The 13,107-nt window shown below is 60.3% G+C and carries 5 protein-coding genes; 3 read left to right on the top strand and 2 right to left on the bottom strand.

From position 1 onward, the window contains the following. Window positions 1–91: 91 nt before the first annotated feature. Both QQL64_RS04525 and QQL64_RS04520 read right to left on the bottom strand, forming a co-directional pair. On the bottom strand, window positions 92–790 hold the full coding sequence (locus QQL64_RS04525) for an HAD family hydrolase (protein WP_284396316.1): 699 nt from the start codon (window positions 788–790) through the stop codon (window positions 92–94). Continuing rightward, complete coding sequence (locus tag QQL64_RS04520; protein WP_284396313.1) at window positions 787–9,408, bottom strand: glycoside hydrolase family 94 protein; 8,622 nt, start codon at window positions 9,406–9,408, stop codon at window positions 787–789. The genes QQL64_RS04525 and QQL64_RS04520 overlap by 4 nt, the downstream gene beginning before the upstream one ends. A 466-nt stretch (window positions 9,409–9,874) precedes the next feature. Here QQL64_RS04520 and QQL64_RS04515 point away from each other — a divergent pair, with 466 nt between their 5' ends. The 3 genes from QQL64_RS04515 to QQL64_RS04505 all read left to right on the top strand — a co-directional run bounded on the left by QQL64_RS04515 (window position 9,875) and on the right by QQL64_RS04505 (window position 13,081). Further along, complete coding sequence (locus QQL64_RS04515; RefSeq protein ID WP_284396310.1) at window positions 9,875–10,153, top strand: hypothetical protein; 279 nt, start codon at window positions 9,875–9,877, stop codon at window positions 10,151–10,153. Between the two features lie 93 nt (window positions 10,154–10,246). Beyond that, a complete protein-coding gene (locus tag QQL64_RS04510) occupies window positions 10,247–12,508 on the top strand; it encodes a phage tail sheath C-terminal domain-containing protein (protein WP_284396308.1) in 2,262 nt (753 codons plus the stop codon). Window positions 12,509–12,553: 45 nt separating this feature from the next. Beyond that, window positions 12,554–13,081, top strand: a complete 528-nt coding sequence (locus tag QQL64_RS04505; protein ID WP_284396307.1) for a phage tail protein — start codon at window positions 12,554–12,556, stop codon at window positions 13,079–13,081. Window positions 13,082–13,107: the final 26 nt, after the last annotated feature.

The raw sequence follows: 13,107 nt of genomic DNA, 5'->3' as shown, positions 1-13,107 counted from the left end.
AAGGATCGATGTGAGTCGCCCATTATCCGCGACGATGCATCCCACGTTTACGAATAAGACGATCCGGTCGAAGGCACCGGTCGCCCTACATTCAGGCCACAGGGACCGCTCGTATGCGCACCAGTTCGGCGGCAAGCTTCGGCAAATCGCCAATGGTGGCGATGCTGTAATCCGGCCTCGGCTGCAACGCCGTGAGATCGGCCTGTGCGGCGTAGTGACCCTGTTGCACGAATACGGTACTGAGCCGTTCGCCCAGATAGCGCTTCATCGCCGCAAGCAGCTGCGGCTTGTCGTCGACCATCACGTAGTGAGACGCGGGATAGCGCGCCTGCATCGCATCGAGCGCATGTTCCTTATGCACGAAAATCAGCACATGGCCATCGACCGCGCCATACAAACCGGCCGAGTCGATCTTGTGCGGCTGAAACACGATGTCGCCGTCGGAAAGAATCGCCGTGCGTCCCAACGCATTCAATTGTCCGATGGTTTCCAGAGCACTCGGGAACAGCAGATTTTCAAACGGGTAGTTGAGCAACCATGCAGACATGGCGAGTAGACCAGGACGGTCGTCGTTCTCGCGCCGGAAGTGTTGCAGCGCGCCGAGGTAATCGGCATAGCCCACCGTGTCTCGAAGCTGCTCATAAAGAGACCAGTAGCGATCGCATTCAGCCTGACCGAATTGGTACGTCAGACGTGCACGGAGTTCTGCCGCGAAGCGGTCGTTGTCGAGCAGTGTGTTGTCGACGTCGAGCAGAAAGACGGTAGTAGGTGTCGTTGTAACGGTGTTCACAGATAAATATCCACATGATGCTCGCTGCCATCGTCGACCAGCGGCAGCCGATCAGCATCGATCGGTTGGCCGTTGACCAGGATGCGGCGCGGTCCCGCCGACCCTTCCGCTGCATGCACCACGATCTCGTAGTCGGTCTCGCGATGCCGGTAGCTCAGGCTGTACTGCGTCCAGTCTGGAGGAAGTACCGGTTCTATGTACAGGCTTTCGCCCTCCACGCGCAGACCCAGCAGCGATTCCAGGATCAGGCGATACATCCACCCCGCGGAACCCGTATACCAGGTCCAGCCACCGCGGCCCTGATGCGGCGCGCCGTAATACACGTCGGCGGCGATCACATAAGGCTCCACCTTGTAGACGTCGATGCGACCTTCGCCAGTGCCATGGCTGATGGGGCTGATCATGCGCAGCAGCTCCCAAGCGCGCCGCGCGTCACCCATCGCCGCGAACGCCATCGTGGCCCACACCGCGGCGTGCGTGTATTGGCCGCCGTTTTCGCGCACGCCAGGCACATAACCCTTGATGTAGCCGGGGTCCAAGGATGAGCGGTCGAACGGTGGATCGAGCAGCTGGATGATGCCTGCCTCGCGCTTCACCAGATATTTGTCCAACGACTCCATCGCCTGATGGCGCCGTTCCTGCGACGCTACACCGGAAAGCACCGACCAGCTCTGCGCAATGGAATCGATGCGGCATTCTTCGTTCTGCTTGGAACCCAGCGGCGTACCGTCGTCGAAATACGCCCGTCGATACCATTCGCCATCCCAACCGTTCTGTTCGAGACTGGCGGCTAGCTTCTTCGCCTCGTCCTCGCAACGTTTGGCGAACGCTTCATCATTGTGCCGTCGTGCGGTACCGGCAAACTCGGTGAGCACTTGATGGAGGAAAAAGCCGAGCCAGATGCTTTCGCCGGTACCTTTTTCACCGACGCGGTTCATGCCGTCGTTCCAGTCGCCGGTACCGATCAAAGGCAAGCCATGCGGGCCGCGTGCCATACCCCTTTCAATCGCGCGTACACAGTGCTCGTACAGCGTGGCGCTCTGGTCGGAACGTGTCGGCAGGTCGTAATAGGACTCTTCGTCGGGCCTTACCGGGCGACCTTCGACAAAACCGATGTGTTCGTCCATCACACCCGTATCGGCCGTGACATGCACATAGCGACTGGTCGCCAGCGGCAACCACAGATAGTCGTCGGAACAATGCGTGCGTACACCGCGATCCAAAGGCGGATGCCACCAATGCTGTACATCTCCCTCTACGAACTGATGCGCTGCGCTCAGCAACAGATGCTGGCGTGAGCTGTACGGACTGGCGTGCACCATCGCCATCGAATCCTGCAGCTGATCGCGGAAACCGAACGCGCCGCCGGATTGGTAATAGCCGCTACGTCCCCAAAAGCGCGACGCAATCACCTGGTACATCAACCAGCCGTTGGCCAGCGCATTCACCGCTACATCGGGTGTAACGACTTGCACCTTGCCCAGCGTCCAGTACCAATGCATGCGTACTTCGTCCAATATGTTGGTGGCCGTGGTCGAGCCGCGGTAGCGCTGCACCAGTTCGGTGGCACCTTTGGTATCGTGCGCAGCACCGAGGCGGAAAATCACTTCCCGCATTTCGTCCTTGCCAAGCTCGAACGGCACCTGGATCGCAGCACAGGGATCGAGCCCGGCACCCAAGCGACCGGACAAACCGCTGCGCCCCATCGCGGCGGGTGTGCGTGGATTGCCGTTGCGGCCAAGGAATTCGCCACGATCGCCCGTCACGCTGCGTGTGGTGGCATCGGTGTCGAAGAACGTCACCCTGCCCTGAAACTCGGTGTTGTACGCATTGCGCGCCAGCAGTGCGCCGGTCACCGGATCGGATTCGGTCGCGATATGCATCGCATATTTGTCGCGCATATCGCCCAGCACCCATTCCACGTAGCCCGTCGCCGACAATCGGCGCGGCCGTCCCGAGCGGTTATGCACGCGCAGCACCGAAAATTTGATCGGCGCGTGCAAAGCGACGTACACCCACAGTTCGGAATGAATGCCGTCTTCGACGTGCTCGAACACCGTATAGCCAAAGCCATGCCGCGTGACGTACGCACCCTTGCCACGATGCGGCAAGGGCGTCGGTGACCAGTAATGGCCACTTTCCTCATCGCGCAGATAAACGGCCTCGCCGCAACTGTCGCTGATGGGATCGTTATGCCATGGCGTCAAGCGGAACTCATGCGAGTTCTCGGCCCAGGTGTACACGCTGCCTGCTTCGGAAATCACACAGCCGAAATCAGGGTTGGCCAGCACATTCGCCCACGGCGCCGGCGTGTGGCGTCCCGGACGCAGAATGATGACGTATTCGGTCAGATCGGGCGCGAAGCCACCGTAGCGGTTGGTCAGTTGCAAGGTATCGAACAAAGCCTGGGTGTCATCGTCCACCGCAACCTGCTCGGCGAGATAGGGTTTGGTCCCTGTCAATCGCGGCAACTGCGACTCGACACGGCGGCGTTCGATCTGCTCAGCCAGGGTGCCACGATTGTCGTACAGCACGATGCGCGCCACCGATTGCACCAGCACACGGTCTTCCAGCGACAACTGCTGCGACGGACGCACGAAGATGCCGCCAGGGTGATCGATCAGACTGGCCTCGGTACCGGAAGCGATCAGTCCGAGAATCAAATCTTGCAGCTGCTGCCGATAGCTCGCCTCGTCTTCGTTCCAGATCACCAGATCGACCGACAGACCCTTCAAGCGCCAATAGGCATGCGCCTGCACCAGCTGCCGCACCAAATCGATATTGGCGGTATCGGCGATACGCAGCAGCACAATCGGCAGGTCGCCGGAAATGGCTTGTCCCCACAGTCCGGATTGGCCGCGTTGGTTGGCCTGCAGCACTCCGGATTCGGCGCGCAGCAGCGTGTTGGCGTAAATAATGGAGGCTGCCATGCGCTCGTAAAGCCGGGCATCGGCATGCGAGGCGTTGAGTTGTTGCAGCAATACCTGGCTGTGTGTCCAGGCCAGGTCGAACACGCGATCGGCCAGATGACGGTCGCGATATTTCTCCGCCAGGTGCTGACAGACTTCACGCGTCTCCGCCATGCCGGTCACGATATCGATAGTGGCGGAATGCTCCGGAGGCAAGGTAATGCGCACGCGAATAGCGACGATCGGATCGAGCACCGAGCCGACCGTGTTGGACAGCTGCGCATGCGATTCCAGTTTGCTCAGCGCCAGTGGCCTGACGATGCTGCGTCCGCGGCCGATGAATTTCGCCCGATCCGTTTCATAGGAAATCGCGTCGATCTGTGCGTCATGCACGGCCATCACATGACACATCCACGGTACCCGCTCGTCGTTGGCACGCGGCCGGCGAGTACCGATCAAGGCCTGCAAGGGGGCGACCCACTCGGTTTGTACGAACAGATTGCTAAAGGCCGGATGCGATGCGTCCGCCATCGCCGGCGCAATCACCAGCTCGGCATACGTGGTTATTTCGATAGTGCGCGCCCGACGGCCACGGTTGGTCAGACGCACGCGTCTCAGCTCGATGTCGTCCTCGGGCGATACGACGATCTCCGTATGCGCATCGTAGTTCTGTTCGCGCACACGGAATTCGGCACGTGCGTCCGAGAAAATCGCTTCGAAATGATCCGGCTTTACCAGCGTCGGCTGATGCGTGGCCGACCAGAACTGACCCGTCTCCACATCACGCAGATAGCAGAACTGGCCCCAGTTGTCGCTGGTGATGTCCTCGTGCCAGCGGTTGATCGCCAGATCGCGGCAGCGGCTGTAGCCTGCACCGGAGCTGCTTACCATCACGTGGTAGCGTCCATTGGACAACAGCTGCACTGCCGGACGCGGCATGTCCGGATCCTGGAACACGCGCATGGTCGTTTCGGCGGACGTATGGCCGGGCTGCAGCATCTGCAAACCGGATGCGTGCACGTACTCGATCACGGATTTCGGCACGCGTTCCTGCAACAACAGCGCATTGGCGCGAAACTGCGGATCGGTATCGAAACGCCGCTGCATGGGCTGATCGAGCAGCATGTAGACCAGCGAAAGCAGGCTCATGCCCTGGTGATGCGCCATAAAGGAACTGACCACCACCGACGTCTGCCCATGCGGCACGCGCGCCGGGGTGTAATCGATCGCTTCGTAGAAACCGAAGCGCCCTTGCCTGCCCTCTGCCGTCAATCGTTCCAGATTGGCGCAGGCCTCTGCCGGCGCAACCATCAAAGCCATGACGCTGGCGTAAGGCGCAATCACCACATCCTCGCCCAGGCCGCGCTTGAGGCCGAGACCCGGCACGCCGAATGCGCGGTACTGATAATTGAGGTGCACATCGACCGTGTTGTAACCCGATTCGGAAACACCCCACGGCACGCCTGTCTGCTGCCCGTATTCGATCTGCCGTTTCACTGCCGCGCGGCAGGTCTGGTCCAGCAGCGTGCCCTCGTAGCTGGGCATGATCAGCATCGGCATCAGGTATTCGAACATCGAGCCTGACCATGACAGCAGCACCGGCTCGCCACCCGTCGTGGTAAGCAGTCGGCTCAGTGCAAACCAACCCTCCTGCGGCAGTTGACCTTGCGCGATGGCGACATAGCTCGCGGCGCGTGCTTCCGATGCAAGCAAGTCGTAGCAGCCGGCGTCCAGGCGACGCTCGTCGACGTTGTAGCCGATCGAAAGGAGTTTCTTGCGCGCGTCGAACAAGAAGCTGAAATCCATCACCGCCATATCGGAGACGAGCGTGGCAAGGCGGATGATTTCGTCGCGGCGGCCCACGGGGCTCGCCAAGTTGCTATCGACGGGCGCGCTGACACCGGCAAGCAGCACCTGCCGCAACGAAGGAATGCCCGTCAGATCGGGTATGCCAGCGGTCCAGGTCAACGCCAGTTCCATCTCGCGCCGAAGATCTACGATCTGCTCGAGCAAGCGCGCATACCAGAACGAGGCTTCCGATGACTCGTCTTGGGGAATCGCCGCATGCAAGTCGTCGATCTTCTGCTGCATATCGAGCACATACAGCACAACGTGACGCAACGATTCCGGTGGCGCTTGCAGTGTTTGCTGCAAGTAACGGCGCAGGCCGGCGATCGTCGCGTCGGGGCGACCGGAAGGCATGACGTCACCCAGCACCGTCAGCGTGTCGCGAAGACCTTCCAGCGCACGCAGATGAAACAGCGGCTCATCCAGCAATGCCAGAAGCCCCGGCCGAAGGGTCAGCAAATGTGCCGCCAGATTGCCGCTGTCCACCGAGGAGATGTAATGCGGCGCAAGCGGCTGCAAGGTGGTGGTGTCGTACCAGTTATAGAGATGGCCGCGATATCGCTCCATACCCTGGATGGTCTGCAAGGTCTTGGCAATACGGTCGAGCAGACGACCCGTCGTGATGTAACCGAAATCGTGCGCGGCCAGGCAGGACAACAGCGACAATCCGATATTGGTTGGCGACGTGCGATGCGCTACCACCGTGGTAGGCACCTCCTGCATGTTGTCAGGTGGCAGCCAGTTATCTTCCTCGCTCACATAGGTTTCAAAAAACGCCCAGATACGTCGTGACAAACTGCGCAGGAACCGCAGCTGCCGACCCGAAGGCGCAAAAGCGATTTCCCTGTGCCGCTGGCCGGACCAGTGGACCACCACCGGCCCAATCACCCACAACAGCAAGATGGGCAGCGCCGGCAGCAACACCTGCGACTGATGCCACCAGATCGCCGCGCCGACAAGCAAAGCAAGCACCGGATTTATCCACATCACACGGTAGATACGCGCCGTGGTGTGCCTGCCTTCCTGCTCGACATCGCGCGAAGTGCGCCACTGCAGCAGGTTGCGCCGGCTGACAAACATGCGCCAAAGCGTTCGTACGATGGCGTCGAGGCTGTAGTACGCCTCGTGCGGCAAAACCATCAAACCGTACAAGGTGCGCAGCAAATGCTGGCCGGCCTGCGTCAACGCGGCCCACAAATGCGACCGTAGCAACACATCGGATGGTTTTTGCGCGAGCCCAAGCAGCGACGAAAGCAATGGCAAAGTGAACAGCAAGGCCAGCACGGCTACCGTCCAAAAGGTCGGCTGCGTAAAGCACAACCAGGCCATCAGAAACAGCGCCACGAAGGAAGGTGCGACCAAGCTGCGGCGGAGATTGTCGAAGATCTTCCAGCGCGACAGGCTGTCGAGCGAATTTTTCGTCAGATTTTTTCTGAGCGCCGGAACACGCGGAAACAGCCATGGCAACAGCTGCCAATCGCCACGAATCCAGCGATGACGGCGCTGATAATCGCTGATATAACTGGACGGATACTCCTCGTACAACAGCAGATCGCTCAGCAATCCCGACCGCGCATAGCACCCCTCGATCAGATCGTGGCTAAGGATGGTGTTGTCGGGAAAGCGATCATCCAGCGATTGCTGGATCGCGTCGACGTCGTAGATGCCCTTGCCGATAAACGACCCTTCTCCGAACAGATCCTGATACACATCCGATACCATGCGGGTATACGGATCGATACCCACCTCGCTAGCGAACAACGTTGCGTAGCGTGAGCGCGCGGTGCTTGGCAGGCTTATCCCCAACCGCGGCTGCAGAATGCCGTGACCGCGCAGCATGCACCCCTTCGCGACGTCATAGACCGGGCGATTGAGCGGATGCGCCATGGTGCCGGCAAATTCCTGCGCGGTGTCGCGCGGCAACTGTGTATCCGCATCCAGCGTGACGACGTACTTGATGTGGCGCAGCACGCCCACCGAGCCCACGATCGCCGTAAACGGGCCGGTGTCTCCCCTGCGCAGCAGCGCATTGAGCTCTGCGAGTTTGCCGCGCTTGCGTTCGTAACCCATCCAGATCTTGTCTGCAGCGTCGAAACGCCGTGGACGATGCAGCAAATAAAAGCGATCGCCTGAACCGGGGGCATACTTCGCGTTCAACGATTCGATGCGCTGGCGCACAAGCTCAAGAATGGCCTCGTCGTTCTCGAGGTGTTCTTCCGCTGCATCCTTGTAGTCACTCAACAGGGCGAAATGGATGTTCTCGTCGCGATTGGCCAGAAAGTGCACTTCCATCACTTCGACCATATCTTCGACATCCTGCGTATTGCCGAATAGCGCAGGCACTACTACCAGCGTACGCACTGCGTCAGGCACGCCGTGCGAATAGTCCATGCGCGGCAACATGGCCGGCGAGGCGGTCACGGTGACGATCCAGTTCACCAGGCCAAGCACGAACTGGCTAGTCGCGAGCAAGGCCGGCACAGCCAACAACGCCAGTACCCAGCCGTGATAACCGCTGACTCTCGCCACCTGCGTGAACGGTGCGGAAAACGCCAGCGTGAGCAGCACGATCGTGCCGAGGTATAGCACCAGCGACATGCCGCGGAGCGCGCGCCGTGCATTCATGGCCTTGTGATAGCGATACCCGGCTTGCTGCTCCAATACGGGCAACCCGTCGTCGATAAGGTAGTAACCCACATGAGCGCCGATGCCAGAGACTGCATTATTCGACGCGTGCGCCCGTGCCAGTTCAATAGCCATCGCGGCCACTTCAGCTTCCGAATGGCTGCTTGAGCGCGCAAGCCGCTCCACGACATGGCGATACTGGTCGCGCGTGGCGAAATCCATATCCGCATAAACAGCTGACGGATCCTTGCGCAGGGTCTGCTCGACGATGCTGAGCCGCTCGACAAAGGCGTGCCAGTCGATCGCCGACAGATGGCGCAGACTGCCGATGCTGTTGCCGATCGACACCTGATTGGCCGCTTGTTCCTGCGCTTCCAGTTGCAGCTGGTGCTCGATGCTCGATCCCGTTTCGGCCAGACGCTGCTCCACCCACGTCAACGGCATCGCCAGCACGGCGCTCTGCCCATGCAACCGACGCGCCAGTTCCGCCACGAAAGCGCTAGTCATCGGCGGATTCGAGCGCGCCATGTCCGCCACGCCAATCACTACGCTTTTCGGATCACGCTCGGCAATCTCAGTAACGATATCCGCCCACTCGCCCGCTTGATCGCGGTAATCCCAATCCACCAGCACGCGTGCCGCCGCGCGGCGCAAGTTCTCGATAAGGGCCAGGCGCAGCATGATCGGGATCGCCCACAACTCACCCAGAGTCAGCGGCTGCACCGTCTGATAAGCGGTAATAAAGCGGCTAAGGCTTTCGTCATCGACGCGACCGTCGCCGTGCGAGATGGTTTCCAGCGCGAGGATATAGACGCGAGGAAAGCCGTCGACGTCGTCCTGCACCAGCCGGGGTAGCTCGCGGTTGTAGCCTTTGGGCAGATGCCGTTGGGCGATGCGGATCTGCTCTTCGATCAGATAGTAGTTATCCAATAACCACTCGCCCGCCGGTGACATTCGCCGCTTGCTCTTGGCTGCCGAAGCCAGCGCTTCGCAAGCCTGCAGCAACAGAACCGCATTCTCATCGAGGCGCTTCAGCAAGCGATCCGAAGAAGAGCGCGGACTCAGCTTGTGCTGCTTCGCCAAGGCCACACCGTACTGCTCCATTTGCTCGGCGCTGAACAGCTCGGCGCGCAGCGTCGGCTCAATCACTTCCTCGCCGGTGGCCGAATCGGCCTGGCGCGGAACCTGATGGGCATGCAGAGCAGCTTCCAGCAGGGATGGTTTATCGATCCTCAAGCGGAACTCCCGTCAGTACCTTGGCACCCAGAAAGCCGAGGTGCCCGGCACAGATGCATCACCTGCGTCAGCGTGGAGAGTGTTACAAAATAGAGGTGGGAACGTGAAATCTAAGTACGCAAATTGTTTAGCACTGTATGGGCTTGGCTTTTCATCCCTGCGCAGGCGGGAACAACGAGCGAAAAGCAACGCGGCGGCCTATTCATCCACTGCACACTAACACCTAGGACAAATTGCTGATCAACCAGGACAACTCTGTCCTCGTTGATCGCACGAGCCCTCGTCCACGGGTCGCTCTCGCTTGACGCATCCCCGATAGGACAAAAAAATCCTCCGCGCGCCGATTCAAAGCGCAATCCCCGACGCAAAAACAATCACCTACACGCGATATCGGGCTGGCATCGTCCTTGCCCCTCTTCCACCCATGAACGGCGCGGAGCAGCCCTCAGGCGACCCGGAGGAATCGGTGTCCGATGTGGTGCGACGCCTTGCCCGTTATGTGCGCGCCAATCCGCTCGCGGGCGATACCACGGAGGGCATTACGCAATGGTGGCTGGGTCTTACTCCCGCATCGGTGGAACGGGTGGAACGTGCGCTTGCTTCACTGCAAGCGACCGGACTTATCGAAGCAGTGCGCGCGCTCGACGGTCGGGTGCATTACCGCCGTGTGTCGCCTGATGCCGACACCGATGCGCGACTGGACCGGCTTATCGCCACGTCCACCGACCCGAAACAGAAGCGCTAAGCACATGACCACGTCATTCCATGCCTCTGCCACCTGCTTTGCCGCTACGCGGCATTCCGATGTTCCGTCCTCAACGTCAGCAAGGTAACCACTATGGCGACGTCCTATACCTACCCCGGCGTGTATGTGCAGGAACTGCAGAGTTCCTCCCATCCCATCACCGGCGTTCCGACATCCGTTGCGGCCTTCGTCGGCTACACGCAAAGCGGCATCGACAATCGCGCGCAGGAGATCTTCAGCTTCGGCGACTTCGAGCGTCTGTACGGCGGGCTGGCGTCGAACAGCGAGCTTAGCTACGCCGTGCAACAGTTCTTTCAGAACGGCGGTGCGCAAGCCTATGTCGTGCGCACGCCGGCGACTTCACTAGGCGCTGCGGCGGCCAATGTAGTGTTTCAATCTTTCACATTTCAGGCCCTTAGCAGCGGCACGGCAGCCAATGGCGACCTGATGATCGACATTGACTACATCGGGCTTAGTCCAAGCGGCGCATCTGCCGATCCTAAAACGTTCAACCTCACGGTAACGGATCTGGCGGGCGGTACGACGGAGTACTTCCCATCGGTGACCTACGACAACACCAAGAGCAACTGGGTACAGACTGTCGTCAACGATCCGGACAACGGGTCGCAACTGATCCAGATGGCGACACCCACCGCCGCGCAGCTCACCGCCATCACAGGACTCGGCAGTATTGCGCAGACAGGCTTGGTCGGCACGGCAGTGTCGCCCTACTCCATCGCCAGCACGATCTGCGGTACTACCACCGCGACCGGCAAAGTCGCCATCAACGCGAGTAACGCGGAAGTCATCGGAACCGGAACCAAGTTCACCACCGAGTTGCAGTTTGGTCAGTGGATCACGTTTGGTTCGGATGCCACCAACACGCCATATCGCATTCTTGCCATTACCTCCGATACCAGCCTGACGCTGACTCAAAACTACTCGGGCACCAGCGCGGCCGCTTCGACCGTGGTTGCTGCCAAATCCGCGGTGACCAAAGACTACGGACTGGTGCTGACTACGGCGCAGCCGGCGACCGTGCCCGCGGGGCTGCCGATCACGGTCAAGGTCATACCGAACAACAGCCAATTGCCGATGACGTTGAGCGGTCTTGCCACGCAGATCCAGCAAGCCATCAACGCAACGCTTGCGGTGCAGATGCCCGGTGCAACCGTGCAGATAAGCGTGACACAGCTGCCAAGCGGCGCCACCGCCACGCAAGCACTGCGCATCAATGCATGGCTACCGGGTTACCCCGATGCAGTGATTAGCATCAGCGATCCGTCGGGAGCCTCGGGACTGAATGCCTGTGCCGCCACGCTTGGCATCGGCGGTGCAGCCAATGCTGCGCACTACGCGCTGGGCACCGGCAACAGCGGCTGGGGACAGGAAACATCATCCACCAAAGGTTCGGACGGTACCGGCCTGCCCGCCACGGGCGATGTCATCGGCGACCCGGCTGCATTCAGCGGCATCTATGCATTGGCGAAGGTGGATCTGTTCAATCTGCTGTGCATTCCGGACGCCACTCGCGCCAACGCCAGCGATCCAACGGCACCCGATCCCAATATCAATACGAATGCGATTTATAGCGCCGCTATTGCGCTGTGCGATCAGCGTCGCGCGTTTCTGTTGGTCGACGCACCACCGAACGTCGCCACCGTCGCCAGCGCGGTGGATTGGAAGAGCAGCCAGCTCGCGGTAGTCGATCCGAACGGCGCGGCATTCTTCCCACGCCTGCGCCTGCCCGACCCCTTGAACAATTACCAGCTGCGTACCTTCGCGCCATGCGGTGTCGTGGCCGGCGTATATGCGACCACCGATGGCAGCCGCGGCGTATGGAAGGCGCCGGCCGGCACGGCGGCCACGCTCAACGGCGTGCAAAGTATGGTCTACAAGCTTAGCGATCCGGAAAACGGCGTACTCAATCCGCTGGGCTTGAATTGCTTCCGCAACTTCCCCGTGTATGGCTCGGTGCTGTGGGGCGCACGCACCCTGGTCGGCGCGGATGCGATGGCTAATCAATGGAAATACGTACCGGTGCGGCGCACTGCGCTGTTCATCGAGGAAAGCCTCTACCGCGGCACACAGTGGGTGGTATTCGAGCCCAACGACAAACCGCTATGGGCGTCTATTCGTCTGAACGTCGGTGCTTTCATGCAAACCCTGTTTCTCAAGGGCGCCTTCCAGGGCAGCACACCGACGCAGGCTTACTTCGTCAAGTGCGACAGCGAGACCACGACACAGGCGGATATCGATAACGGCATCGTCAACATTCTCGTGGGTTTTGCGCCGTTGAAACCTGCGGAGTTTGTGGTGATTCAGATCGAGCAGATTGCCGCGACGCAGTCCTGAGCATTGCCCTTACCGACACCATGCCCTTTGTGGCGGAGATGAGCCATGACCGAGTTCACCGTCAATCCCCAGCGTTTCGATCCGTACAAAAACTTCAAATTCCGTTTGAAATGGGATGGCCGCTATGTGGCCGGCATCAGCAAAGTGTCGGCGTTGAAGCGCACCACCGAGGTGGTCAAACACCGTGAAGGCGGTGATCCGAGTACCAGTCGAAAATCGCCGGGACGCAGCGAGTTCGAAGCCATCACGCTGGACCGTGGCGTCACCCACGATACCGACTTCGAAGCCTGGGCCGCCAAGGTTTGGCAAGTGGGCGCGACGCTGGGCAGCGAAGTGTCGCTGGCCGATTTCCGCAAGGACGTGATTCTCGACTTCTATAACGAAGCCGGGCAATTGGCGATCAGCTACAAGATTTACCGCGCATGGGTTTCCGAGTACCAGGCCTTGCCCGACCTGGACGCGAATGCCAACGCGGTCGCCATCCAGCACATCAAGCTGGAAAACGAGGGCTGGGAACGCGACACCTCGGTCACCGAACCGACCGAGCCTACGTATAACTCCACCGCCGCTTGATCGGACCGCCGTTCGATTACGCATCT

The sequence above is a fragment of the Dyella lipolytica genome (genome assembly GCF_030160075.1).
Lineage (GTDB): Bacteria > Pseudomonadota > Gammaproteobacteria > Xanthomonadales > Rhodanobacteraceae > Dyella_B > Dyella_B lipolytica.
Note: the sequence above shows the minus strand (reverse complement) of the source record. Positions and strands in the feature narration are given on the sequence as shown.

Excerpts from the sequence above, each read along its gene's own strand:
- QQL64_RS04510 (WP_284396308.1), top strand. The coding sequence starts at position 10,247 with ATGGCGACGTCCTATACCTACCCCGGCGTGTATGTGCAGGAACTGCAG.
- QQL64_RS04505 (WP_284396307.1), top strand. The coding sequence starts at position 12,554 with ATGACCGAGTTCACCGTCAATCCCCAGCGTTTCGATCCGTACAAAAAC.